Origin of the sequence: Streptomyces sp. NPDC001663 (assembly GCF_042893105.1) — a bacterium.
Lineage (GTDB): Bacteria > Actinomycetota > Actinomycetes > Streptomycetales > Streptomycetaceae > Streptomyces.
Genome location: NZ_JBIAUR010000008.1, coordinates 407496 through 431963, shown reverse-complemented (window position 1 = coordinate 431963; position 24468 = coordinate 407496). Strand labels below are relative to the sequence as shown.

24 protein-coding genes and 1 pseudogene are annotated in these 24468 nt (G+C 70.8%); 11 read left to right on the top strand and 14 right to left on the bottom strand.

Annotated elements, in window-relative coordinates:
- Nucleotides 1-106: 106 nt before the first annotated feature.
- From ACFY1L_RS27145 to ACFY1L_RS27135, 3 genes are read left to right on the top strand one after another with little or no spacing between them, the layout of a single operon-like run.
- Entirely contained in the window at nucleotides 107-1102 is a 996-nt protein-coding gene (locus ACFY1L_RS27145) for a small ribosomal subunit Rsm22 family protein (protein ID WP_388829503.1), read from the top strand.
- 25 nt (nucleotides 1103-1127) lie between these two features.
- Nucleotides 1128-1808 (top strand): TetR/AcrR family transcriptional regulator, encoded by a 681-nt coding sequence (locus ACFY1L_RS27140; RefSeq protein ID WP_388829500.1) that lies wholly within the window; start codon nucleotides 1128-1130, stop codon nucleotides 1806-1808.
- A 38-nt stretch (nucleotides 1809-1846) separates the two neighbouring features.
- Nucleotides 1847-2584, top strand: a complete 738-nt coding sequence (locus ACFY1L_RS27135) for a bifunctional DNA primase/polymerase (RefSeq protein ID WP_388829497.1) — start codon at nucleotides 1847-1849, stop codon at nucleotides 2582-2584.
- Nucleotides 2585-2614: 30 nt separating this feature from the next.
- On the opposite strand, the gene ACFY1L_RS27130 is transcribed toward ACFY1L_RS27135, so the two are convergent.
- The 5 genes and pseudogenes from ACFY1L_RS27130 to ACFY1L_RS27110 all read right to left on the bottom strand — a co-directional run.
- Nucleotides 2615-3616, bottom strand: a complete 1002-nt coding sequence (locus tag ACFY1L_RS27130) for a hypothetical protein (RefSeq protein ID WP_388829494.1) — start codon at nucleotides 3614-3616, stop codon at nucleotides 2615-2617.
- Nucleotides 3576-4448 (bottom strand): iron uptake transporter permease EfeU, encoded by an 873-nt coding sequence (gene efeU, locus ACFY1L_RS27125; RefSeq protein ID WP_388829491.1) that lies wholly within the window; start codon nucleotides 4446-4448, stop codon nucleotides 3576-3578. Before efeU ends, ACFY1L_RS27130 begins: the two co-directional genes overlap by 41 nt.
- Nucleotides 4449-4451: 3 nt before the next feature.
- The gene (efeB, locus tag ACFY1L_RS27120) at nucleotides 4452-5729 is read right to left on the bottom strand and encodes an iron uptake transporter deferrochelatase/peroxidase subunit (RefSeq protein WP_388829488.1); all 1278 of its coding nucleotides are present in this window, start codon (nucleotides 5727-5729) and stop codon (nucleotides 4452-4454) included.
- An 11-nt stretch (nucleotides 5730-5740) separates the two neighbouring features.
- The gene (gene efeO / locus ACFY1L_RS27115) at nucleotides 5741-6880 is read right to left on the bottom strand and encodes an iron uptake system protein EfeO (RefSeq protein WP_388829485.1); all 1140 of its coding nucleotides are present in this window, start codon (nucleotides 6878-6880) and stop codon (nucleotides 5741-5743) included.
- A 189-nt stretch (nucleotides 6881-7069) separates the two neighbouring features.
- A pseudogene (locus ACFY1L_RS27110) lies at nucleotides 7070-7312 on the bottom strand (hemin ABC transporter ATP-binding protein); the annotation flags it as partial.
- Between the two features lie 40 nt (nucleotides 7313-7352).
- Between ACFY1L_RS27110 and ACFY1L_RS27105 the strand changes: the two are divergent.
- Nucleotides 7353-8237: a hypothetical protein gene (locus tag ACFY1L_RS27105; protein WP_388829482.1), complete on the top strand. Its 885-nt coding sequence runs from the start codon at nucleotides 7353-7355 to the stop codon at nucleotides 8235-8237.
- Nucleotides 8230-8886: a PhzF family phenazine biosynthesis protein gene (locus ACFY1L_RS27100; RefSeq protein WP_388829479.1), complete on the top strand. Its 657-nt coding sequence runs from the start codon at nucleotides 8230-8232 to the stop codon at nucleotides 8884-8886. The genes ACFY1L_RS27105 and ACFY1L_RS27100 overlap by 8 nt, the downstream gene beginning before the upstream one ends.
- A gap of 16 nt (nucleotides 8887-8902) precedes the next feature.
- Here ACFY1L_RS27100 and ACFY1L_RS27095 read toward each other — a convergent pair whose 3' ends face one another.
- Both ACFY1L_RS27095 and map read right to left on the bottom strand, forming a co-directional pair.
- Entirely contained in the window at nucleotides 8903-9550 is a 648-nt protein-coding gene (locus ACFY1L_RS27095; protein ID WP_388829476.1) for a heme oxygenase (biliverdin-producing), read from the bottom strand.
- 155 nt (nucleotides 9551-9705) lie between these two features.
- On the bottom strand, nucleotides 9706-10563 hold the full coding sequence (gene map, locus ACFY1L_RS27090; RefSeq protein ID WP_388829474.1) for a type I methionyl aminopeptidase: 858 nt from the start codon (nucleotides 10561-10563) through the stop codon (nucleotides 9706-9708).
- Nucleotides 10564-10621: 58 nt separating this feature from the next.
- On the opposite strand from map, the gene ACFY1L_RS27085 reads away from it, so the two are divergent.
- On the top strand, nucleotides 10622-10852 hold the full coding sequence (locus ACFY1L_RS27085; protein WP_388829471.1) for a hypothetical protein: 231 nt from the start codon (nucleotides 10622-10624) through the stop codon (nucleotides 10850-10852).
- A 29-nt stretch (nucleotides 10853-10881) separates the two neighbouring features.
- Here ACFY1L_RS27085 and ACFY1L_RS27080 read toward each other — a convergent pair whose 3' ends face one another.
- Together ACFY1L_RS27080 and ACFY1L_RS27075 are read right to left on the bottom strand one after the other, a co-directional pair.
- A complete protein-coding gene (locus tag ACFY1L_RS27080; RefSeq protein WP_388829468.1) occupies nucleotides 10882-12195 on the bottom strand; it encodes an MFS transporter in 1314 nt (437 codons plus the stop codon).
- A gap of 65 nt (nucleotides 12196-12260) precedes the next feature.
- Nucleotides 12261-12863, bottom strand: coding sequence for a hypothetical protein (locus ACFY1L_RS27075; RefSeq protein ID WP_388829464.1), 603 nt, complete (start codon nucleotides 12861-12863; stop codon nucleotides 12261-12263).
- 79 nt (nucleotides 12864-12942) lie between these two features.
- Between ACFY1L_RS27075 and ACFY1L_RS27070 the strand changes: the two genes are divergently transcribed.
- The 3 genes from ACFY1L_RS27070 (at nucleotide 12943) to ACFY1L_RS27060 (ending at nucleotide 15021) form a co-directional block, all read left to right on the top strand.
- On the top strand, nucleotides 12943-14016 hold the full coding sequence (locus tag ACFY1L_RS27070; protein ID WP_388829461.1) for an exo-alpha-sialidase: 1074 nt from the start codon (nucleotides 12943-12945) through the stop codon (nucleotides 14014-14016).
- A 37-nt stretch (nucleotides 14017-14053) separates the two neighbouring features.
- Nucleotides 14054-14770: an NADPH-dependent F420 reductase gene (gene npdG, locus ACFY1L_RS27065; protein ID WP_388829458.1), complete on the top strand. Its 717-nt coding sequence runs from the start codon at nucleotides 14054-14056 to the stop codon at nucleotides 14768-14770.
- Between the two features lie 65 nt (nucleotides 14771-14835).
- Nucleotides 14836-15021: a hypothetical protein gene (locus tag ACFY1L_RS27060; protein WP_388829455.1), complete on the top strand. Its 186-nt coding sequence runs from the start codon at nucleotides 14836-14838 to the stop codon at nucleotides 15019-15021.
- Nucleotides 15022-15031: 10 nt separating this feature from the next.
- Here the strand turns inward: ACFY1L_RS27060 and ACFY1L_RS27055 are convergent, their stop codons facing one another.
- Together ACFY1L_RS27055 and ACFY1L_RS27050 are read right to left on the bottom strand one after the other, a co-directional pair.
- Nucleotides 15032-15832 (bottom strand): site-2 protease family protein, encoded by an 801-nt coding sequence (locus ACFY1L_RS27055; protein ID WP_388829452.1) that lies wholly within the window; start codon nucleotides 15830-15832, stop codon nucleotides 15032-15034.
- Between the two features lie 141 nt (nucleotides 15833-15973).
- Nucleotides 15974-17371 carry a recombinase family protein gene (locus tag ACFY1L_RS27050; RefSeq protein WP_388829449.1) on the bottom strand — a complete coding sequence of 466 codons (1398 nt, stop codon included), beginning with the start codon at nucleotides 17369-17371 and terminating at the stop codon, nucleotides 15974-15976.
- 171 nt (nucleotides 17372-17542) lie between these two features.
- Between ACFY1L_RS27050 and ACFY1L_RS27045 the strand changes: the two genes are divergently transcribed.
- Both ACFY1L_RS27045 and ACFY1L_RS27040 read left to right on the top strand, forming a co-directional pair.
- Nucleotides 17543-17983 carry a DUF6578 domain-containing protein gene (locus tag ACFY1L_RS27045; RefSeq protein WP_388829446.1) on the top strand — a complete coding sequence of 147 codons (441 nt, stop codon included), beginning with the start codon at nucleotides 17543-17545 and terminating at the stop codon, nucleotides 17981-17983.
- A 14-nt stretch (nucleotides 17984-17997) separates the two neighbouring features.
- Nucleotides 17998-21495: a BTAD domain-containing putative transcriptional regulator gene (locus ACFY1L_RS27040; RefSeq protein ID WP_388829443.1), complete on the top strand. Its 3498-nt coding sequence runs from the start codon at nucleotides 17998-18000 to the stop codon at nucleotides 21493-21495.
- A gap of 20 nt (nucleotides 21496-21515) precedes the next feature.
- On the opposite strand, the gene ACFY1L_RS27035 is transcribed toward ACFY1L_RS27040, so the two are convergent.
- The 3 genes from ACFY1L_RS27035 to panB all read right to left on the bottom strand — a co-directional run bounded on the left by ACFY1L_RS27035 (nucleotide 21516) and on the right by panB (nucleotide 24377).
- Nucleotides 21516-22331: an ABC transporter permease gene (locus ACFY1L_RS27035; RefSeq protein ID WP_388829440.1), complete on the bottom strand. Its 816-nt coding sequence runs from the start codon at nucleotides 22329-22331 to the stop codon at nucleotides 21516-21518.
- Nucleotides 22328-23353, bottom strand: coding sequence for an ATP-binding cassette domain-containing protein (locus ACFY1L_RS27030; protein ID WP_388829437.1), 1026 nt, complete (start codon nucleotides 23351-23353; stop codon nucleotides 22328-22330). Before ACFY1L_RS27030 ends, ACFY1L_RS27035 begins: the two co-directional genes overlap by 4 nt.
- Before the next feature lie 148 nt (nucleotides 23354-23501).
- The gene (panB, locus tag ACFY1L_RS27025) at nucleotides 23502-24377 is read right to left on the bottom strand and encodes a 3-methyl-2-oxobutanoate hydroxymethyltransferase (RefSeq protein ID WP_388829434.1); all 876 of its coding nucleotides are present in this window, start codon (nucleotides 24375-24377) and stop codon (nucleotides 23502-23504) included.
- Nucleotides 24378-24468 lie beyond the last annotated feature (91 nt).

The window sequence follows — 24468 nt, the reverse complement described above, 5'->3', positions numbered from 1 at the left end:
CTGGCGGGGTCGCAGGGGCAGCGCCCCGGGGGAGGGGACGGGTAGGGGCGGCGGGGGCGAACAATGCCGAGGCCCGCACCCACCCCGGCCGCCCTAGAATCACCGGGTGAACGCCCCCGTACCCCCCGCCGAAACCCTCCGCACCACCCTCGCCACCCTCCTCGACGGCCTCCCGCCCAAGCAGGCCGCGCAAGCCGTCGAGCGGCTCATCGCCAGCTACCGCGGGGCCACCCCCACCGACGCGCCCATCCTCCGCGACCGCGCCGACGTCGCCGCCTACGCCGCGTACCGGATGCCCGCGACCTTCGAGGCGGTGCGCTCGGCGCTGGCGGCGTTCGCCGAGGCCGTGCCGGACTTCACCCCCGGCAGCCACACCGACGTCGGCGGCGGCACCGGCGCCGCGACCTGGGCCGTCACCGCCACCTGGCCCGGCGAGCGCAGCGTCACCGTGCTCGACTGGGCCGAACCCGCCCTCACCCTCGGCAAGCAGCTCGCCGCCGCCAACCCGGCCCTGCGCCAGGCCAGTTGGCGGCGCGCCCGCATCGGGACCGCGCTCACCCTCGACCCGACCGACCTCGTCACCGTCTCCTACGTCCTCAACGAGCTGACCGAACCCGACCGCACCGCCCTCGTCGACGCCGCCGCGGCCGCCGCCCAGGCCGTCGTGATCGTCGAGGCCGGCACCCCCGCCGGATACGCCCGCGTCATCGAGGCCCGCGACCGCCTGATCACCGCCGGTTTCCACGTCGCCGCACCCTGCCCGCACAGTGCCGCCTGCCCGATCGTCCCCGGCGAGGACTGGTGCCACTTCTCGGCAAGGGTCAGCCGCTCCTCCCTGCACCGCCGGGTCAAGGGCGGCTCCCTGCCGTACGAGGACGAGAAGTTCAGCTACGTCGCCGCCGCCCGCCTCCCGGTCGCCCCGGCCCCCTCCCGCGTCGTCCGCAGGCCCCAGATCCGCAAGGGCCAGGTGCTCCTGGACCTCTGCGAGACCGACGAACAACTGCGCCGCACCACGGTCACCAAACGCCACGGCGACCTGTACAAGGCGGCACGGGACGCGGACTGGGGGGACCCCTGGCCGCCGTACACCCCGGAGTCGTAGAACCGCGAACCGATACCGTCGGACCATGGTCAAGAAGCCCGCCCCCGGCAAACCGGCCCCGGACGCCACCCGCCGCAGCGAGAAGTCCCGTCGCGCGATCTACGACGCGGCCCTCGCGCTCGTCGGAGAGCTCGGGTATCCGAAGACGACCATCGAGGGCATCGCCGCACGGGCCGGCGTCGGCAAGCAGACCATCTACCGGTGGTGGGGATCCAAGGCGGACGTCCTGCTGGAGGCCTTCCTCGACCTGAGCGAGCAGGCGTCCCGGGACGCGGGCCCGGAGTACGCGTTCGCCATCCCGGACACCGGCGACCTCGCCGCCGACCTCAAGGCCGTGCTGCGCCTGACCGTCGACCAACTCAAGGATCCCCGCTTCGAGGCCCCGTCCCGCGCCCTGGCCGCCGAAGGCGTGGTCGACGAGCAGCTGGGCCGCACCTTCGTGGCCAAGCTCCTCGAACCGTCGCTCCAGCTGTACGTCGACCGCGTGCGCGCCGCGCAGCGGGCCGGTCAGGTCCGCCGGGACGTCGACCCGCGCATCGCCCTGGAACTGTGGGTCTCCCCGCTCGCCCAGCGCTGGCTCCAGCACACCGGCCCGATCACCTACGAGTACACCGACACCCTCGTCGACTACGCCCTGCACGGTCTGGCCCCGCGTACCCCGGATGTCCCTTCTGGCACCCCGGAGCACGGATCGGTGGGACCATAGGGCATGCTGTTCCGCACGACAGCGAGGCGAGGGGATAGATGAGCGCGGAGTACGGCGGTCGCACCGGCCGGCAGGGCAAGCTCTCCCAGTGGCTGCGAGGCCGCCGCCCCAAGGAGGCCGCCGACGACGGCGGCCGTGAGAGCCTGCTGCTCGCCGCCGCCGGAGCGGGTCTGCCGCTCGCGCCCGCCGCCCATCCCGCCCCCGGCTACCGCTGCTCCTGCGACCGCGTGGGCTGTCCGACTCCCGCCCGGCACCCGGTGTCGTTCGCCTGGCAGACGCAGTCCACGACGGACCGCGCGCAGATCGAGCGCTGGGCCCGGCACCAGCCGCAGGCCAACTTCATCACCGCGACCGGCATGGTCCACGACGTCCTCGACCTGCCGCTGGAGGCGGGCCGGGAGGCCCTGGAGCGACTGCTCGGCTCCGGCATCGAGGTCGGCCCGGTCGCCGAGAGCGACGACGGCCGGCTGCTGTTCTTCACCCTCACCCGCGGCACCCCCGAGGACGAGGACGAGTGGTGGCCGTGCGAACTGGACTGCCACCCCGAGACCGCGGACGAGCACCCCGGACTGCGCTGGCACTGCCGCGGCTCGTACGTCCTGGTCCCGCCCGCCCGGCTCCCCGGCGACGACGGCCGGTCCGTGCACTGGGTACGCGGCCTGGAACACCCGCTGCCCGACCCGCTGAGCCTGCTGGAGATCCTCACCGACGCCTGCGCCCGCTACGCCGGCGAGGAGGCCGACCACGCGAGCGCGGCCTGGCCCCTGCGCCACTGAGGTTTCCCGGGGGCCGCCCCCGGACCGGCCCTAGGAGCCCTGCGCGGAGGTCAGACCCTCCAGCCGGGACAGGACCGACACCTTGCCGCCGCCGGAGGCCTTCGCCGGGTCCAGGGCCACCTGGTTGGACATCAGCTCCATGGTGAGCGACTGCTTGACCTCGCCCTTGGTCAGGGCGCGCACGGCGTCGGTGGGCTTGGGCAGCGAAGTGCCCGTGTAGGCCGTCTCCTTCGCGTAGTAGCGCGTGGTGAAGAACACCACCGCCCCGCCGTCCGCGGCCCGCAGCGCCAGCGGCGCGTAGTCCCCGCTCGTCAGCGGCTCGTCGATGTACTGCGTGACCCGCCCCGGCTGCTTGGCGCTCTTCACGCGCTTCGCCCGCCAGCCGTTGGTGTGCGGGCCGTCCGCGAAGGTGTCCCCGCCGCTCTTCAGGTACGTCGCGTAGTCCTTGCTCAGGTCCGCCGGTTCGACGGCGAACCCGGCCGAGTTCACGTCGACCGCCTCGGCCCAACCGTCCTTGTCCGTCTTGAACTTCGGCACCTGGCCGGCCGCCATCAGCGTCAGATACGACACCTGCCACGGCTCGCCCAGGCCGTCCCGCTGGAACACCATCACCCAGCGCGCGCTGCCGCCCTTGTTGCCGGCCGCGTCGGCGACGAACCAGCGTGGCCAGCCCGCCTTCTTGGGGATCGTGTACTTCACGTCGGAGAACTTCATCGGCGTGTAACCCGGGTTGCCGTCCGGGTTGTTGGCATGACCGGCCTTCAGCCGGGCCGCGTCGATGTCACCGAGGGCGCCGGTGGTGTGGTCGGCGTCGAGCGAACTGTCGTACGCCTTGTCCGCCTTGTTGTACGCGGTCGTGAACGCCTGGAGCGCCTTGGCGGCCTCGGCGCGGGTGGCGGAGGGGAGCACCTCGCGCTCCCCGTGCACCACCACGCAACCGCTCGCCGTCAACGACAAAGCGGTCACCGAGGCCGCAATCAGTACGCGCCGGTCAAGCCTGCGGAGCCTTCGAGGGCCGCGATCCCTGCTCATCAGGTGCCTTCACCTTCCCCTTCCCGGAGGCGAACCCTACCGGGGCGAAGAACAGCGCGAGCGTCGGGATCAGGTACAGCAGCCACACCGTGACCTGGAGAACGGTTGGGTCCGGCTGGAAGTTGAACACGCCCTTGAGGAGGGTGCCGTACCAGCTGGACGGGTCGATGGTGTTGCTGATGTCGAAGGCCAGGTTCGTCAGGCCCGGCAGCCAGTCGGCCTCCTGCAAGTCGTGGAAGCCGTAGGCCAGTACGCCCGCCGCGACCACGACCAGCATGGCGCCGGTCCAGGTGAAGAACTTCGCGAGGTTGATCTTCAGGGCGCCGCGGTAGAACAGCCAGCCCAGGAAGACCGCGGTCGCGAGGCCGAGGGCCACGCCGATCAGCGGGCGCGGGGTGCCGTCGCTGGCCGCGTGGACCGACGCCCACACGAACAGGGCGGTCTCCAGGCCCTCCCGGCCGACGGCGAGGAAGGCGGTGGCGACCAGCGCGCCCGTGCCCATCTGCAGGGCCGCGTCCAGCTTGCCGTGCAGCTCGGACTTCAGATGCCGGGCGGTGCGCCGCATCCAGAAGACCATCCACGTCACCAGGCCCACCGCGACGACGGACAGGGAGCCGCCGAGCGCCTCCTGGGCCTGGAACGTCAGCTCCTGGGAGCCGAATTCGAGGATGCAGCCGAAGCCCATCGCGATCAGGACGGCGATGGAGATGCCGATCCAGATGGGCCGGATGGCGTCCCGGCGGCCCGTCTTGACCAGGTAGGCGATCAGGATGCAGACGACCAGGCTGGCTTCCAGGCCCTCGCGCAGACCGATCAGGTAGTTGGAGAACACGGCTCACGCCTCCTTGGAGAACAGCGTGCTGCCCCACCAGTCGTCCTTGTCGCGGACGCCGGGCGGAACGGCGAACACCGCCGAACCCACGTGCTGGATGTACTCGTTGAGCGCGTCCTTCGCCGACAGGTTGCGCTGCAACGGGATGAACCCCTTGCGCACGTCGCGCTGGTAGGCGAGGAAGAACAGGCCCGCGTCCAGCCGGCCGAGGCCGTCGGTGCCGTCGGTGAAGGAGTAGCCGCGGCGCAGGATCGTGATCCCGTTGTTGGAGTCGGGGTGCGCGAGGCGCACGTGCGCGTCCGGCTTCATCGCCTTCAGGAACGGCTTGTCGTGCTCCTTGGCCTTGCCGACCGGCGCGCCCTCGCCCTTGTCCCGGCCGAAGATGTCCTCCTGCTCCTGCAGCGAGGTGCGGTCCCAGGGCTCGATGTGCATCCGGATGCGCCGGGCGACCAGGTAGGAGCCGCCGGCCATCCAGTCCGGCCCGTCCTTCTCGCCCACCCACACGAACTTCTTCAGCCGGTCCGTCTCCGTGCCCGCGATGTTGCGGGTGCCGTCCTTGAAGCCCATCAGGTTGCGCGGGGTCTGCGCGTCCGGGGTCGTGGACGAGGTCTTGCCGAAGCCGAGCTGCGACCAGCGGATGTTGACGGTGCCGAAGCCGATGCGGGCGAGGTTGCGGATCGCGTGCACGGCGACCTGCGGGTCGTCCGCGCAGGCCTGGATGCACAGATCGCCGCCGGTGCGGTTCTTGTCGAGGTTCTCGCCGGGGAACTGCGGCAGGTCCACCAGCGCCTCGGGCCGCCGGTCCGTCAGCCCGAACTTCTCGAACAGCGACGGGCCGAAGCCGATCGTCAGCGTCAGCCGCGAGGGCTTCAGGCCCAGCGCCTCACCGGTGTCGTCCGGCGGGGCCTCGGCCAGACCGCCGTACGCGCCCTCGCCGACCGCCTTCCCGGCGGTCATCCGGCGCGCGGCGGCCGTCCAGTCCTTGAGCATCTGCACGAACGCGGCGCGGTCGTCGGTCTGCACGTCGAACGCGGCGAAGTGCAGCCTGTCCTGCACCGGCGTGGCGATGCCGGCCTGGTTGGCGCCGTGGAAGGCGACCGCGGCGCCCATCTCGGCGCCGGCCGGGTCCACGTCGTTGCCGACGCGGCTCATCGCGACCGCACCGCCGGCCGCGGCGGCACCGAGCGCGAGCCCGGCACCGCCCCAGCCGATCAGCGAACGCCGGGACGGAGCCTTCTCGTTGCCGGCGTCCGCGGTGGTTGCTTCCTGGGTGTCCGTCATGGTGTTGTCCCCTACTTCACGACGGCGGCGGCGAGCTTGGACAGCGGCTCCGCGAGCGCGTTCACCGCGTCCGAGAGCTCCTTGCGCTGCTCCTCGGTGACCTTGTCGTACGACACGAAGCCGTCCGAGGTCTTGTCCGTGCGGTACTTGTCGAGCGTGGTGTTCAGCGCCGCGAACTGCTTGTCGAGCTCGGTGGTCAGCGCCTTGTCGTTGCTCTGCGCGACCGGCTTGAGCAGCTCGTAGGCCTTCTGCGCGCCCTCGACGTTGGCCTTGAAGTCACTGAGGTCGGTGTGCGAGTAGCGGTCCTCCTCGCCGGTGACCTTGCCGGTGGCGACCTCGTCGAGGAGCTCCTTGGCGCCGTTGGCCATGGAGGTCGGGGTGATCTCGGCCTTGCCGACCCGCTTCTGCCAGTCCTTGAGGTCGGTGAGCAGCTGGTCGGCGAGGGTCTTCTGCTCCGCGCCGATCTTCTTGTCCTGCCACAGCGCCTTCTCCAGCGCGTGCCAGCCCGTCCACTTCTGGCCCTTCTCCAGGCCGTCCGCGCGGGTGTCGGTCTTCGGGTCGATGTCACCGAAGGACTCGGCGATCGGCTCGGTGCGCTCCCAGCCGACGCGGGAGGGGGCGTAGGCGTCCTTGGCGGCCTCGAGGTCGCCGGCCTTGATCGCCTTGGCGAAGACCTCCACCTTCGGGAGCGTCGCGTCGGCCTGCTCCTGCGCGTACTCGCGGTAGTCGGCGACGGCCTTGTCCAGCTTGGGGTTGCGCTTGGCGACCGCGCCCGAGCCGGTCACCGTGAGGTTCTGCCGCACGCCGTGGCCCTTCATGCCCGGGCGGCAGGCGATCTCGTACGAGCCCGCCTTCACCTCGGCCGTCAGCGTGTACTTCGTGCCCGGCCCGATGTTCTCCTTCTCCGACACGATCCGGTCGTCCGGGAAGAGGATCTCCACCTCGGTCGCCTTGGAGCCCTTGTTCTCGATGCTCAGGGTGACCTGGCCGGCCGGCACCGACTTGGTGGAGGTGTCGCACTTGGAGTCGGCGGCGGTCACCTTGATCGCGGCATCGCCGTCGCCCTTGCTCTTCTCGGTGCAGCCAGTGACGGCGGTCAGGGCCGCCGCGGTGGCGACGGCGGTGACGACGGAGAGTCTGGCGGCTCGCATGCAGGCTCCTGAGGCTGGCGAAAAAACGCGTGTTGAGGCTCACACAGGGATGGTGAGGCTCGCCTAACTTATCTAAGGCTTGCCTGCGTGATACCCACCCATGCGGTGATTCAGCTCTCATGGACGGTGTATGAGCACGGACCGATCACGGTGGCCAAAAACGCACCCCAAGGAATGGTCAAAGGAAATTCAAGGATTTTGCTCGGGGGTGATCAGGAGGGCGCCGGCGCGGGGGTGCGGGAGCACCTCGACGGGCTGGTCGTAGACCTCGGAGAGGAGGGGTTCGCCGAACACCTCGGCCGGCGGCCCTTCGGCCGCGACACGACCGGCGCACCGAATCGCGACCCGGTGCGCGCAGGCGGCGGCGAACGCGAGATCGTGCAACACGACCACCACGGCGTCCCCTTGACGCGCCCTCTCCCCGGCAATCCGTTTCCGGGGCGGTCCTCCGTCCCGGAGACTGGTGCCCGTGATGAGGGCGACCAGGGAAGTGCTGCCAGCGGGCGGACTGGTGCTGGCCGTGTCGGGTCGGCCCGGTCCGCCGGCGTTGCGTTTCGAGACGGCGGACGGTGGACGGCTGCTGCTGCGGCTGGGGGAACGGCCGTTGATGCTGGGCCGGCTGGACGGTGACGGCTGCTGCCGGGACCTTCATGTGCGGCGCCTGGACGGCTGTCGCTCGCCGCTGCCGCCGCTTCGCTCCGATGCGATGCGCGCACCCGGCAACTGGCCGCACCAGTACGCACGGTGGCTGGAGGCGACCGACTCGGGCCCGTTGTGCGACGGTCGCTGGCAGCTCGAGGAGCGGGTGACCTTCGCGCCGGGCATCTGGAGCGAGGACTTCGTGCGCGGGTGGCCGGACGGCCGACTCGAACTGCTCTGTGGCGGTGGCTGGCACGGTGTCCTCCCCCTGCGCCGCCTCTCGCCGCCCGATGCCCCGCGCGTGAAGGCCTACCACAAGCATGCGCGCGAGGGCACGCTCGCGCCCGTACTCCTGTGGTGGGTGTCGTTCCTCGACGGCTGGCTGATCCTCGACGGCCACGACCGGGCGGTGGCCGCGCTCGAGGAGGGCGCCGTTCCACCCTGCGTCGTGCTCGCGCTCGTGCAGGACGACGAGAAGTGGCGGCAGACCGCCGACGAGATCACCGAGTCGCACGAGCAGCGCATGGCGCGGCTGGCGGCACGCCCCGCGCACGCCAACCTCGAACGCCAACGCGCCGCTCTGGAACAGGGATACGCCGACGTCATGTCGTGGCTGCCCTACGAGGAGGCGTACACCGACTCCTGGCCCCTCCCCGGCGGCCCCGTCACCTGGGACGACCTGGCAGCCCGGGCGATGTTTGAATGCCCCCGTGACTGACTACGACGTGCTCCGCGTCTTCTGCGCCCCCAACGGTGGCTACGGCAACGAACTCGGCGTCGTCCGCGAGGGCTCGGTGATGTCCGACCCGGCGGAGCGCCAGGCCTTCGCCGCGAAGCTCGGCTTCAGCGAGACCGTGTTCGTCGACGACCCCGAGCGTGGCGTCATCGACATCTACACCCCGTCCGTGCGCCTGCCCTTCGCCGGTTACCCCTGCGTCGGCGCGGCCTGGCTGCTCGACGTGGAGGAGTTGGTGACGCCAGCCGGCGTCGTCGGTGCCCGCCAGGACGGCGAGTTCAGCTGGATCGAGGCCCGGGCGGAGTGGGCCCCGCCGCGCACCTTCCGCCAGTACGCCACGGCCGCCGAGGTCGACGACCTGCCGGTGCCGCCGAAGGGCGAGTGGATCTACGCCTGGGCCTGGGAGGACGAGTCCGCCGGCCGCCTCCGCGCCCGCGGTTTCCCCGGCCGCGACGACGGCATCGACGAGGACGAGGCGACGGGCGCCGCGGCCCTGCTGCTCACGGAACAACTCGGCCGCGCGCTCAACATCACGCAGGGTGCGGGCTCCCAGATCCTCACGGCCCCACAGCCGTACGGCTGGGTCGAGATCGGCGGCCGCGTCTACCTGGAACGCCAGCCGGAGCGCTAGCCGGCGCCTTCCAGCGCTACGCGCTCAGCGGGAACTCCTCGCCCAGCGCCCGGAACACCGCTGTGTTGAGCGCGAACGCCCGCTTGCACTCCGCCACGATCCGCTGCTTCTCCAGGTCGTCCGCGCGGACGTCGTCCAGCAGCGCGCGGTAGCCCCTCTTGAACGCGGCCGGGTTGGTGATCCCCTCGAACACGTAGAAGCGGACCCCGTCGCCCTTGCGCTCGAAGCCCCACGTCCTCTCCGCCTTGCCGCGGATGATCTGGCCGCCGGAGAGGTCGCCGAGGTAGCGCGTGTAGTGGTGGGCGAGGTAGCCGCCGGGCCACCGCTCGGCGCACTCCCGCACCCGGGCCGCGTACGCCTTCGTCGCCGGGAGCGCGGACAGCCCGGCCCGCCAGCCGGCACCCCGCAGATGCGCCAGGTCCCGCTCCAGCGCCGCCAGCCGGAACAGCTCCGGCCGGATGAAGGGCCCGGTCACCGGGTCGGACACCAGCCGCTCGGCCCCGGTCTCCAACGCCTCGTAGACGAACCACAGTTGCTCGGTGTAGCGCGCGTACGCGTCCACGCCCAGCCGCCCGCCCAGCAGGTCGCTCATGAACGTCGAGGTCTCCGCCTCCACATGCTGCTCGTGGGAAGCGGTGCGGATGACTGCCGAGAAGGGCTCCATACGGCCTATCCTCTAAGGTAAGGCTTACCTAAGTCAACAGCTTTCCCGACCTCTCGTCGGTAAAGTTGCCGACACCTTGTCGGTAAAAGCGTACAGGAAAAGACCCGCCCCGGAAGGGGGGCGGGTCTCGAAGATCGATACGGCGACGTGGATCGCTAGGGCAGCGTGAGAACCTCCGCCCCCGTCTCCGTCACCACCAGCGTGTGCTCGAACTGAGCCGTCCGCTTCCGGTCCTTCGTGACGACCGTCCAGCCGTCGTCCCACATGTCGTACTCATACGTCCCGAGCGTCAGCATCGGCTCGATCGTGAACGTCATCCCGGGCTGCATGACCGTCGTCGCGTGCGGGCTGTCGTAGTGCGGGATGATCAGGCCCGAGTGGAAGGACGAGTTGATGCCGTGACCCGTGAAGTCACGGACCACGCCGTAGCCGAAGCGCTTCGCGTACGACTCGATGACCCGGCCGATGATGTTGATCTGGCGGCCCGGCCGGACCGCCTTGATCGCCCGGTCGAGGGACTCGCGGGTGCGCTCGACCAGTAGGCGGCTCTCCTCGTCGACGTCTCCGACCAGGTACGTCGCGTTGTTGTCGCCGTGCACTCCGCCGATGTACGCCGTCACGTCGAGGTTGATGATGTCGCCGTCGCGCAGCACCGTGGAGTCCGGAATGCCGTGGCAGATCACCTCGTTGAGCGAGGTGCACAGGGACTTGGGGAAGCCGCGGTAGCCGAGCGTGGAGGGGTAGGCGCCGTGGTCGCACATGTACTCGTGCGCCACCTTGTCCAGTTCGTCGGTGGTGACCCCGGGCGCGATCAGCTTCGCGGCCTCCGCCATCGCCCGCGCGGCGATCCGGCCGGCGACGCGCATCGCCTCGATCGTCTCGGGCGTCTGCACCTCCGGCCCGGTGTACGGCTTCGGCGCGGGCTTGCCGACGTACTCGGGACGGCGGATGTTTCCGGGCACGGAACGGGTGGGGGACAGCTCCCCTGGTACGAGCAGCGACTGGCCAGACATGCCAGCGAGTCTAACGAGCCCCTGTGGGGGAACATGTCGGTGGCGAGAGGAGCAGGTCATGGCCTTGTTCAAGAAGCGCACGGTCGGCAAGCCGGGCGAGTGGTACTACTGCCTGGAGCACAAGAAGGTCGAGGAGGGTCCGGAGTGCCCCGCCAAGGACCGCTTCGGGCCCTACGCCTCCCGGCAGGAGGCCGAGCACGCGATGGAGACCGCCCGCGAGCGCAACCTCGAGTGGGAGAACGACCCGAAGTGGCACGACGCCCCGGCCGGAACCCCTGACGACGACTGAGGCCGATCTCTTCTGCCCTCGGGACTGATTCAGGCCTGCGCCGGTGCGGCTGCCGCTTCCGTCCGCTGGTCGCGCAGCCGTACCGCGTGCTCGTTCGTGCGCACGTCGTACGTCATCAGCTTCGGGAGGCAGAGGGCGAGCAGGCCCACCGCGCCCGCACAGAGCAGGCCGCCGGACCAGACCGACGCCCGTACGCCCCACCACGCGGCGAAACCGCCCGAGCGGACCTGACCGACGGTCGGGCCCACCGAGTACGACAGCAGCTCGATCCCGGCGAGCCGGCCGCGCAGCTCGTCCGGGATCGTCTGGTTCCACATCGCGCCGCGGAAGATCCCGCTGACCATGTCGCAGCCGCCGGCCACGGTCAGGAACACCAGCACCAGCCAGACGTTTCCGACGACGCCGGCGGCCGCGATCGCCAGGCCCCACAGCGCGGCCGACAGCACCACCAGACGCCCGTGCCGGTGCACCCGCGAGGTCCAGCCGCTGGTCAGACTGACCAGCAGCGAGCCGAACGGGACGGCCGCGTACATCAGGCCGAGTGACCAGTTCGCGTCCAGCTCGTCCGCGAGGAACGGCAGTACGGCGAGCGGCATCGCCAGGAACATCGCCGCGAGGTCGACGGCGTAGGTGCCGAGGAGCTCCTTGCGGTTCCAGGCGTACCGGGCGCCCTCCGCGATCGCCTTGAGGGACGGCTTCGCGGCCTCGTGCGCGGCGGGGGAAGCGGCGATGCGCACGACCAGGACGACCGAGACGACGAAGGTCAGCAGGTCCGCGCCGTACGCCCAGCCGAGCCCCGCGTACGCCACGACCACACCCGCCACCGCCGGGCCCGCGACACCACCGACCGTCCAGCGCAGGGAGTTCAGCGCGGAAGCAGCGGGCATGTGCTCGTGGGCCACGATCCGTGGGAAGAGCGAGTCGATCGCCGGCCGCTGGACCGAGACCAGCGCCGAGGACAGGGCGGCCACGACGTACAGCGGCCAGACGGCGGGGTGCGGCAGCAGGGCGTTCAGCAGCAGTACGGCGGACAGCAGACCCTGTCCCGCCTCCGTCCACACGATCAGCTTCCGCTTGTCCAGGGCGTCGGCCAGCGCGCCCCCGTACAGCCCGAACACCAGCAGCGGCAGCAGCTCCACCGCCCCGATCGCGCCGACCGCCGCCGCGGACCCGGTGAGCTCCTTCAACTGCACCGGCAGCGCGACGAAGGTGAGGAAGCTCCCGAAGTTGGAGATCGTCCCCGACACCCACAGCCGCCGGAAGTCGGCCGAGGCCCGCCAGGGGGCGAGGTCGGGTAGAAGAGTGCGGAGGCGGGAGGGGGCTTCGGGGGCGTCGTCGGTCACGACGGGTCATGGTCGGGCGGGACGACTGCCGGGAGCAACCGGTTTTCCCGAGGTGGGCCGTAGGCCTACCAGCGCGCCGGCGGCGGCGCCGTCAGCTGATCCGCCAGCCGCGACAGGCGGTCCCGCAGCCGTCGGCGGCCCCTCGGTTCCGGCAGTGCGTTCTCCCCGGCCGCCGCGCTGACCAGGTGCTGCACCGTGTCCAGGTCCAGCTCGGAACCCTCCGCGACGGTCAGCGACTCGTGCGCCATGGAGACGAGTTCGCCCTCGCCGGGGCCCAGTGCCAGCACCGTCGCCCCGGCCCGCCGTGCATCGTGCACCCGCTCCAGCAGAGGGACGTCCGGCCCTCCCGGCGACACCACCACCAGCGTCTCGCCCCGCCGGGCGGCGGCCAACCTCCCCAGCCCGACCGCCAGATGCGCCGGATCCGACGCGCGCGCGTCGTGCCGTACGAGAGTCGGGGCCAGCTCCGGCGTCCCCGACCACGCGGCCTCGTCCACCAGATGGGCCGCCAGATGCCACGGCTCGTAGTCCGGCGTGCCCACCAGCAGCAGCCCGCCGCCGTGCGACACCACCGACCCGCGCAGCGCCCCCGCGAACCGCCGGGTGGCCCCCAGCCACTCGGTCCCGGCGAGCACTTCACGCAGCAACGCGACACGTACGGCGTCCATGCCTGCGCATCCTGCACCAACCGGGCACTCGTGACCCGGAGTTCACCACGAATTCGCCCGACCTGGGGACAGTGCGCGGATGACAGAAGCAACCGTTCCCTTCCGTGCCGGCCGTGAGGGATACGCCAGTTACCGCATCCCGGCGGTGGTCGTCACCGCCAAGGGCACCCTCCTCGCCTTCTGCGAGGGCCGGGTCAAGTCGGCGAGCGACCACGGGCACATCGACATCGTGCTCAAGCGCTCCACGGACGGCGGCCACACCTGGGGCCCGCTCCAGGTCGCCGCGAACAACGGCGCCCACCTCGCCGGCAACCCCGCGCCCGTCGTCCTCGACACCGGCCGCATCCTGCTGGTCCACGTCCGCAACGCCGCCTCCGCCTCGGAGGCCGCGATCCGGCAGGGCAAGGTGAAGGACGCCGACGGGCGCCGCGTATGGGTGCAGCACAGCGACGACGACGGGGTCACCTGGTCGGACCCGGCCGAGATCACCAAGTCGGTGAAGAAGGCGGGCTGGCGCTGGTACGCCACCACACCCGGCCACGCGATCCAGCTGAGCACCGGCCGGGTCGTCGTCCCCGCCAACCACTCGCCCGCGCCCACCGGCACCGACATCGGCACCGAGGCCCAGTACAACAGCGGCCACTGCCTGCTCAGCGACGACCGCGGCGAGACCTGGTCCATCGGCTACGTCGACGAGAACCCCGACGGCTACATCAACGCCAACGAGACCACCGCCGCCGAACTCCCCGACGGCCGCGTCTACTTCAACACCCGCAACGACTCCACGTCCCCCGGCAACCGCGCCGACGCCCACTCCGAGGACGGCGGAAAGACCCTGCACACCCCCTTCCGCCCGCAGGCCGGCCTCGACGGCCCCGTCTGCGAGGGCAGCCTCCTCCAGCTCCGCGACCCGGACGTACTGCTCTTCTCCGGCCCCGCCTACGCCTCCGCCCGCGCCCTGATGACCATCCGCGCCTCCACCGACAGCGGCAAGACCTGGCGCCCGGTCCACACGGTCGACGGCCTGCCCGCCGCCTACTCCGACCTGGTGCGGATCGACAGGTCCACCGTCGGACTCCTCTACGAGACCGGGGACTTCGGGGCGTACGAGCGCATCGTCTTCCGGCGGGTGCCCGTGACGCGGCTCACCTGAGCGACTGGGGTCGCCGGGGCGGACGTAAAGTCGGCCCATGACCTCTACCGACAGTGCTGCACAGACCCCCGCGAAGGCCCCCGCCAAGGACCCCTGGGACCTCCCCGACGTCTCCGGGCTCGTCGTCGGCGTCCTCGGCGGGACCGGGCCGCAGGGCAAGGGCCTCGCCTACCGGCTGGCCAAGGCCGGCCAGAAGGTGATCATCGGCTCGCGTGCGGCGGAGCGTGCGCAGGCCGCAGCGGACGAACTCGGGCACGGCGTCGAGGGCGCCGACAACGCCGAGTGCGCGCGCCGCAGCGACATCGTGATCGTGGCCGTGCCCTGGGACGGACACGGCAAGACCATCGAGTCCCTGCGCGAGGAGCTGACCGGCAAGCTCGTCGTCGACTGCGTCAACCCGCTCGGCTTCGACAAGAAGGGCGCGTACGCGATCAAGCCGGAGGAGGGCAGCGCGGCCGAGCAGGCCGCCGCCCTGCTGCCGGACTCGCGGGTCACCGCCGCCTTCCACCATCTGTCGGCCGTGCTGCTGCAGGACCCCGAGATCGTCGAGATCGACACCGACGTGATGGTGCTCGGCGAGGAGCGGGCCGACGTCGAGATCGTGCAGGCCCTCGCCGGACGCATCCCCGGCATGCGCGGCATCTTCGCCGGCCGGCTGCGCAACGCCCACCAGGTCGAGTCCCTGGTCGCCAACCTGATCTCCGTCAACCGCCGGTACAAGGCGCACGCCGGGCTCCGCGTCACGGACGTATGAGCGCATGGGGGACACTGGTCGGCACAAGCAGTCCCAGCAGTGTCCCCCGACAGGAGTCGACAGAAATGCCCCGCCTTGGTCTCTACGCCCTGATCGTCTGCCTGCTCGCCGTGGCCGCGGCCGTGGTCTCCTTCGCGCAGGGCAGCTGGCTGGGGATCGTGTGGGTGCTGCTGGCGGGGCTGTCCAGCAACATGTGCTGGTACTACATCAAGCGGGGCCGGGCCGCCCGGCAGAACTCCGCCACCGGCTGACCCGGCTCCGTCACGGGCTGACCGAGCAGAACTCGTTCGTGCCCTGCCAGAACCGGTAGAGCTCCTGACCGCAGTACGTGGAGAAGTCGCCGATTCCCAGGCTCCGCAGGATCGAATCGATCACGTCGAAGAACACGCTGTTCACCGACGGCACCCACAGCAGCGCGAACACGAACAGCAGGCCGAAGGGCGCGAAGGGCTCCACCTGCCGCTTGATCTTGTACGACAGCCAGGGCTCGATGACGCCGTAGCCGTCCAGGCCGGGGACCGGCAGGAAGTTCAGCAGCGCGGCCGTGACCTGGAGCAGCGCCAGGAAGGCCAGCGCGAAGCGGAAGTCCTGCGGCACGCCGTCGAGGGCGTCCAGCCAGAACGGTGCGGTGCAGATGACCGCGAACAGCACGTTGGTCAGGGGGCCCGCCGCCGAGATCAGACTGTGCCGCCAGCGGCCCCTGATCCGACCCCGCTCGATGAACACCGCGCCGCCGGGCAGACCGATCCCGCCCATGATCACGAAGAGCACCGGGAGCACGATGCTCAACAGCGCATGCGTGTAGGCGAGAGGATTGAGGCTCAGATAGCCCTTCGAGCCGACGCTGATGTCGCCGCTGTGCAAGGCGGTGCGTGCGTGTGCGTACTCGTGCAGGCACAGGGACACGATCCAGGCCGCCGTCACGAACAGGAACACGGCCACGCCGGGCTGTTCGGCGAAGCCGGTCCAGGTGGCCCAGCCAGTCACCGCTGTTACGGCGAGGATTCCGATGAAGACGGGGCTGATCCGCTGGTCCCTCGCGCGCGAGGCGGTGGTGGTCATGGCAGGGCTCCTGGTGCGTGGCGGCCGGTCCGGGACGAGCTTCGACCGTAATGGTGAACATGGGGACAACGTCCAGCGAGACTGTGAGTTCCCGGGGAGCGGTTCGGTGAGGGCGCATGGCCATCCGTCGTGGGACCTCGACTACGCCACGAACTTGGCGAGCTTTTCCTGGAAGTCTTCGGGAATCTCCGGAACATGGCCCCCTCGGTCTCGTGGGTGGCATCTGACCGTGATGCCGGCGTGAACCAGGTCCTCGCCGATCTCTGTGACCCCCATGCTGCGCCAGCGCTCGGCGATGGTCGTGCCGAGTGGTACGAACTGCCAGCGATCCTCACGGGCATCGTATGAAGGATGCTCGGACTCGTCCTTGGCTTGTTGGACGTATTCACGGCGCGTGACAGGGGTATCTCCGATTGCATGGACCAGCATGTCGAGGACGGGGGTGACGATTTCCGCGTCCGGTAGAAACGCATAGCCGGGGCAGGCCGGGGAGCCGACACGCGAAAGGCAGCGGATTTTTTGAGTGACGCGGTATGTCCCGTCCTTGCGTTGCTTTCTGGTCGTGTGCAACTGAAGGTTCTTGCCGCACCCACCACACTTGATCACGTTGAGGAGAGGGGTTCTGGGTGCTGCGGCACGTTGGCCGAGCGGCGTCGCGGAATCGGCTAGGACCTCCTGAAGGCGGTCGAAGGACTCCTGGTCCAGCACTCCTTCGGCTACGCGGATGGGCTGGCCGTCCTGATCGCGAACCAGCACGCGCCTCTTGTATTTCTTGCCGGGAACATCCTCGCTGCGTGTCTTCCATCCCCGGAGGGTGGGGGAGGTGAGGATTCCCTTCAGGGTGCGTGGATACCAGATGAAGTCCTTGCCCGACTTGTTGCGCTGATATGTGTCCGCAGGCGCTGGGATCCCGCGTTCTTCGAAGTCTCGACAGATGGCGTTGATCGATTCGCCGCCGATGACGCGTCGAGCGCCTTCCCGGACGATGTCGGCCGTCTCCGGATTGATCTCCAAGTAGCGAGCACCGTCTCTTGCGTATGTGCGATATCCGAACGGCGGTGAACTGCCGCCCCATCGTGTGGACATGAGCAGATGTGCGCGCGCTGAAGCGACCCGGTCGGCCGCCGCGTGGGCTTCCATCTGGGCGAAGGTGGCGATCATGGTGGCTGTCGCCCGCCCCGTCGGATTTGTCAGATCGAACGGCTCCGTGGCGGACACCAGCCCCTTGCCGCCGTGGCGCTCAGCCCACTCGACCATCTGGTGAAGGTCGCCGACCCGGCGAACGAACCGATCGAGTCGCCAGAAGACGATGACGTCGAATTCCGGAGCTCGGTCGTCGAGCCACCGGGAGAGCTCCGGACGCTTCCATGGCGGTACGGCAGTGGCGGAGACGGAGAGATCCTTGGCGACCCCGACGACCTCCCAGCCGCGCAGCTCACAGAATGACCTGCATTCTTCGATCTGTCGCTCGGGACTTGTCGTCGACTCGGTCTGGACGGTAAGCCGGGCAGTGATGAGTGCTCTTGGAGATGTGCTCACGGTATCGAAGGCTACCTTGTTTGTATCTAAGCTACTGAGAGTTCGACAGTTATCCCTTGGGTCTAGCGTTCTGCACGGAGAAGTCCTTCTGGGCCACAGAGCTATTGAGAATGGTCCGGTGCGCGTCGAAAACATCTCGCGGTCGCCTGTCGATTCTTGGAGGGTGTGGGCATGGGACTGCAGCAGGTGTTCTACGAGAGCTGGCAGATGGAGTGCTGCGGCAAGCCGTTCACCGTGGGCGAGGAGGTGAGCTGGCGGCTCGCGCCCATGGCGCCGGAGGATCTGCGGACCTGGGGCTGGGACAAGAAGCGGTACGCCGGGCTGTACCGGGTCGAACAGCACGGCGGCCGGGGGACGAGGACCACGGGCCGGGTTCGCGGCATTCACATCGTGTACCAGGTGTACGAAGAGAACGGGCCGGGCTCACGTACCTTCGAGCCGGTGCCTGGCGAGCGGTCGCTGGAGCCCGTCGACAGTTGCCCGAAGTGGTTCGCGCGCGGCAAGCCCGCCACGGAGCCGGGAGGCGGTAGGCGCAGGCGCGATGCGAACGGTGTCCTCGTCGCTCTCGATGTGCCGAGCGCCGCGCCACCGGAACCCCGTGACCCGTCGTGACACCTCCGGAGACAATGGACCCCGTGCGCTATCGCATCCTCGGCACCACCCAGGCGCTCCGCCCCGACGGCACCCCCGTCCCGGTCGGCGGGGCGCGACTGCGTGCCCTGCTCACCGTGCTCGCGCTGCGGACCGGCCGTACCGTGCCCGCCGGCCTGCTGGTCGACGAGGTGTGGCACGGCGACCCGCCCGCCGACGCCCCGGGCGCGCTGCAGGCGCTGATCGGTCGGCTGCGCCGGGCGTTGGGCGCGGACGCGGTCGCCTCCGTCGACGGCGGCTACCGCCTCAGCGCCGCCCTCGACGACGTCGACCTGCACCGTTTCGAGCGGCTGACCGGCGAGGGCACGCGCGCGCTCGCCGACGGCGATCCCGCCAAGGCGGCCGTGGTCCTCGACGACGCGCTCGCCCTGTGGCGCGGCCCGGCCCTCGCCGACCTGCCCGACCGCACCGCCGAGGCGGCCCGCTGGGACACCCGCCGCCTGGACGCGCTGCGCGCCCGCCACACCGCCGCCCTCGCCCTGGGCCACGCCGAGCAGTCCCTCCCCGAACTGACCGCCCTGTGCGACACCCACCCCCTCGACGAGCCCCTTCAGACCCTGCGCCTGCGCGCCCTGCGCGACGCGGGCCGTACGGCGGAGGCACTGGCCGCCTTCGAGGACGTACGGCAACTGCTGGCGGACCGGCTGGGAGCGGACCCGGGGCCCGAACTGCGGTCCTTGTATGGGGAGTTGCTGCGACCGGAGGACCGGGGTGGGTATGACCGCGAGCATGCGGCCGGGGCCGGTGCGCCGACGGGCGGCAACGGGGGCAGGCACGGCGCGCCCATGGACGGCCGCGGGTGGCGCGCAGCGCAGGGCGGCGGGCCGGGTGGCGCGCGGCACCTCGCCGAGCGGCCGGTCGGATCATCGAATGGCGCGGCCGGCGCGGAGCCCGGCGCCGGGGCCCGGTCGGTCCCCGGCACCCACGCGCACGGCGCGACCGTCTCCGGCGCGGACGCCCCCCAACCCCCCGGCAACCTCCGCGCCCGCCTGACCTCCTTCGTCGGCCGGGAGTCCGACATCGAGGCCATCCGCGGGGACCTCGCGGCGGCGCGCCTCGTCACGCTGCTCGGTCCCGGCGGGGCCGGCAAGACGCGGCTGTCGCAGGAGGCCGCCGAGACCGTGCGGTATGCGGCGCGGGACGGGGTGTGGCTGGCCGAACTCGCGCCCGTCGACCACCCGGACGCCGTACCGGAGGCCGTGCTGACCGCCGTCGGCGCTCGCGAGACCGTGATGTACGGCGCCGGTGCGGAGGCCATGCGGGCGGCCGGGGCCGACCGGCACGACGATCCCGTCGAGCGGCTCGCCGAGCACTGCGGCCGGCGGCGGATGCTGATCGTTCTCGACAACTGCGAGCACGTCGTCGATGCCGCCGCGCGGCTCGTGGAGGAGCTGCTCGAGCGGTGTCCCGAGCTGACCGTGCTGGCCACCAGTCGTGAACCCCTCGGCGTACCGGGGGAGTTGCTGCGGCCCGTGGAGCCGCTGCCCGAGCCGGTCGCGCTGCGGCTGCTCACCGATCGCGGGGCCGCCGCCCGTCCCGGGTTCCGGGTCGAGGACGACCCGGACGCCTGTGCCGAGATCTGCCGGCGGCTCGACGGACTGCCCCTCGCCATCGAGCTCGCCGCCGCCCGGCTGCGGATGTTGACGCCCCGTCAGATCGCCGACCGGCTCGACGACCGCTTCCGGCTGCTCACCTCCGGCAGCCGTACCGTCCTGCCCCGCCAGCAGACCCTGCGCGCGGTCGTCGACTGGTCCTGGGACCTGCTCGACGAGGAGGAGCGGGACGTCCTGCGGCGCCTGTCCGTGTTCGCCGGCGGCTGCGACCTCGCCGCCGCCGAGGCCGTCTGCGGCCCCCTCGCCCTGGAGGCGCTGGGCTCGCTGGTCGACAAGTCCCTTGTCGTGGCGACTCCTTCGGGGGAGGGCGGCATGCGCTACCGGCTCCTGGAGACCGTCGCCGAGTACGCCGGTGAGCGGCTGGCGGAGACCGGGCGACGGGCCGAGACACAGCGTGCCCACCTGACGTACTACCGCGAACTCGCCCGCACCACCGACCCGTTGCTGCGCGGCCCCGACCAACTCGCCGCCATCGAGCTGCTGGAGCGCGAGTACGAGAACCTCCGCACCGCCCTGCGCCACGCGGTCACCGAGCGCGACGAGCAGGAAGGTCTCTGCCTCATCCTGTCGCTCGCCTGGTACTGGCAGATGCGCGACATCCGTATCGAGGCCCGCAACTGGTGCGTCGAGGTCATGGCCCTCGGCCCCGACCCGTTCGCCGCCCCGGTCCAGCGGGCCGCCCCGGTCTGGCAGCGCTGCACCGACGTCCCGCCCCCGCTGACCGGAGAACTCCTCGCCGAGGCCCGCCGCGGCGTCCATCTGGCCCATCTCGCCTGTATGGACACCGAGTTGGAGGCCTGGGAGTCACCGCAGGCGAAGGAGAAACTGCGCCTGATCACCGAGGTCTACGAACCCGGCCTCCCGCAGACCTGCCGTACCCCCGGCATGCTCTGGTTCTACGCCGTGATGCTCACCGGCAGCGTGGACCGGCTGCCGTCGATCCTCGACGCCTCCGTCGCCACCTGCCGTGCCACGCCCGGTATGGAGTGGGAGCTCGCCGCCACCCTCCAGATGCGCGCCAACCTCCTCGCCAACCGCAGCGACTGGGCGGGCGACGCGCGGCGCGACGCCGACGAGTCGCTGGCCATCTACCGGCGGATCGACGACCTGTGGGGCACCGCCGAGGCGCTGTCCGCGCGCGGCGAGGCCCATGAGCGGGGCGGGGAGTACCAGTTGGCCGCCGCCGACTACGAGGCGGCCATCGAACGCGCCGAACGGCTCGGCGCCCGCGCCCAGATGGCGGTGCTGGGTGCCCGGCTCGGCAGTGCGCTGATCGAGGCGGGCGAGGGCGAGCGGGGCGAGCGGATCCTGCGGGAGGTGGTCGCCACGCCGCTCGGTGCGCACAACGAGGCCATGCCCGCCGCCCGGATGTTCCTCGCGGGCTGCCTCGCCGTGACCGGACGGACAGACGAGGCGCGCGAGCAACTGCGGCTGCTGCGCGAGGAGTTCAAGATCGCCTACTTCGTGATCTTCGACGCGTTCATCCTCGGCGCCGAGGCCTGGGTGGAGGCGGTCGCCGGCGACTACGAGCTCTCCCTGGAGAAGGTCCGGCAGGCCCTGCAGCGTTCCGCCGACCCGCTCGCCGAGGCCATGGCCCCGCACATGCGCTCCCTGTACCTGGCCATCGCCGCGATCGATCTCGCCGAGACCGACGGCGGCCGCCGCGCCGGGGACGGAGCACGGTGCCTGGGGGCCGCGCGGGCGGCGCTACCGCCGCGCCATTCGGCGATGTCCATGGAGCGTGAGGCGTACGAGCGGGCGGAGCGGCACACACGCGCCGTGCTCGGCGACGAGGCCTTCGAGGCGGCGTACGCGGAGGGCGGTGGCCTCTCCCCGGAGGAGGCCACCGCCCTGGTCTGACGCGGAACCGACCGTGAACTTCAGCTCTTCGTACGGAACTTGTGGATCGCGACCGGCGCCATCACGGCCGTGAGCCCCACGGACCAGGCCAGCGTCACCCACAGCCCGTGTGCGACCGGACCGCCCACCATCAGTCCGCGCGCCGCGTCCGCGAGCGAGGACAGCGGGTTGTAGTCGGTGAAGTTCTGCAGCCAGCCCGGCATCGAGTCGGTCGGGGCGAAGATGGACGAGCCGAACTGCAGCGGCATCAGCACCAGGAAGCCCATCGCCTGCACCGACTGCGCGCTCTTCATCGTCACGCCGAGGGTGAGGAACACCCACATCAGCGCCGAGCCGAACAGGGTGGCCAGGCCCACGGCCGCGAACAGCCCCGGCCAGTGCGTGATGTCGAAGCCCACCAGCACGGCCACCACCATGAGGATCGCGCACGCGACGAGCATGCGCATCAGTTCCACCACGATCTTGGCGATCAGCACCGAGCCGCGCCCGATCGGCAGGGACCGGAAGCGGTCCATGACCCCGGAGTTGAAGTCCGTGTTGAACCCGGTGCCCACGCCCTGGGCCATGTTCATCCCCATCATGGCCAGCAGCCCGGGGATGACGTACTGCACATACCTCTCCTGCCCGCCGCCCAGCGACTGCCCGATGGAGCCGCCGAAGACGTACACGAACAGCAGCGTGAAGATCACCGGGAACAGCACGGCGTCGAACATCGACTCCGGGTCCTGCCGGATCCACAGCAGGTTGCGGCGGATCAGTGCGCCGGTGTGGCGGAGATGGCCGCGCAGCGGGATGTGGGCGTCGGCGGTGTTCACGGTGGCGGTGGCGGCGCTCATACGGCGACCTCCTCGAGGGTGTCGGTGGGCACGGCGTCCTGCGGGGCACTGGCGCGGTGGCCGGTGAGGGACAGGAACACCTCGTCCAGGCTGGGCAGTTCGGTGCTGATCGAGGCGATCGTGATGCCGTGCGCGACGACCGCGCCGGTGACCGCGGTGAGCTGTTCGTCGCTGAGGATCGGGACGAGTACGTCGCCGCGCTCGGTGTCGACGGTGGTGGTGGCGAGCCCGGTGATGCCGAGCTCGTCCAGAGCGGCGGCGAGTGGGCGCAGCTGCAGCGGATCGGCGGGCTTCACCCGCAGCGCCCGTCCGCCCACCTTGGCCTTCAGCTCGTCGATGGCGCCGTTCGCGATGACGTGGCCGCGGTCGACGACGGTCAGCTCGGAGGCGAGCTGCTCGGCCTCCTCCATGTACTGGGTGGTGAGCAGCACGGTGACGCCCTCGCCGACCATCCGCTTGACCTCGGCCCACACCTCGTTGCGGGTGCGCGGGTCGAGCCCGGTGGTCGGCTCGTCGAGGAAGAGCACCTCGGGCCGCCCGATCATCGAGGCGGCCAGGTCGAGCCGCCGCCGCATGCCACCGGAGTAGGTGCTCGCCGGCCGCTTGGCGGCCTCGGTGAGCGAGAAGCGCTCCAGCAGCTCGTCGGCACGTGCGCGTGCCTCCTTGCGGGGCAGGTCGAGCAGCCGCCCGATCATGTAGAGGTTCTCCCAGCCGGGGAGCTTCTCGTCGACCGAGGCGTACTGTCCGGTGAGGCCTATCACCCGGCGCAGCTGCCGGGGCTGGCGCAGGACGTCGTAACCGGCGACGGTGGCCTGGCCCGAGTCGGGTGCGAGCAGGGTGGACAGGATGCGCACGAGGGTGGTCTTGCCGGCGCCGTTCGGCCCGAGCACACCCATCACGGTGCCCTCGCGCACGTCCAGGTCGACGCCGTCCAGCGCCTTGGTCTCGCCGTAGTGCTTGACCAGCCCCCGCACGGTGACGGCGGTGTTGCCGCCGCTGGGGTTCTTGTCGATTCGCGTCATGCCGAGAACGGTGTCAGCCCTCACCGACAAACGACCGACAGCTCACCTACAGCTGCCTACAGCCTGCCGACATCCCCGGAAACCGCTGGTCAAAACAGCAGCCCGCCGACGGGGGAAATCGGCGGGCTGCCTCTGTGCCGCGATGGCTCTAGTGGACGGAGTTCTCCTCGGACGGGAACGTCCCGCCGACGACGTCCTCCGCGAACTCCTTGACCGCGTTGCCCATGACCTCACGCAGGTTGGCGTACTTCTTGACGAACTTCGGTACGCGACCGCCGGTCAGCCCCAGCATGTCGGTCCACACCAGCACCTGCGCGTCCGTCTCCGGACCGGCGCCGATGCCGACGGTCGGGATGTGCAGCACCCGCGTCACCTCGGCCGCCAGCTCCGCCGGCACCAGTTCCAGCACCACCGCGAACGCGCCCGCGTCCTGCACGGCCTTCGCGTCCCGCAGCAGCTGCTGGGCTGCCTCCTCGCCACGCCCCTGGACGCGGTAGCCCATGGCGTTGACGGACTGCGGGGTGAGCCCGATGTGGGCCATGACCGGGATGCCGGACTCCACCAGCAGCCGGATCTGCTCGTGCGAGCGCTCGCCGCCCTCCAGCTTGACCGCGCCCACGCCGGCGTCCTTCACCAGCCGGGTCGCCGAGCGCAGCGCCTGCACCGGGCCCTCCTGGTAGGAGCCGAAGGGGAGGTCGCCGACGATCAGGGCACGCTGCGTGCCGCGCACCACCGCGGCCGACAGCATCGTCATCTCGTCCATGGTGACGGGCACGGTCGTCTCGTACCCGAGGTGGCAGTTGCCCGCCGAGTCGCCGACGAGGATCACCGGGATGCCGGACTCGTCGAAGACGGACGCGGTCATCGCGTCGTAGGCGGTGAGCATGGGCCACTTCTCGCCGCGTTCCTTGGCGAGAGCGATGTCGCGGACGGTGATACGGCGTGTGCCCTTGCCCCCGTACAGCGCCTTGCTGCCGTCGGAGGGCCTGTTCCCAGCAGTCTGGGCAGCCGAAAGCTGCGTCATTGCACCGGCTCCTTCAGTCATCTCGAGGCACCCTGACGGTGTCCCCGGATCACCTCCCATGGTGGCACTTCGTGCCAGGGGAGCCAAGGGG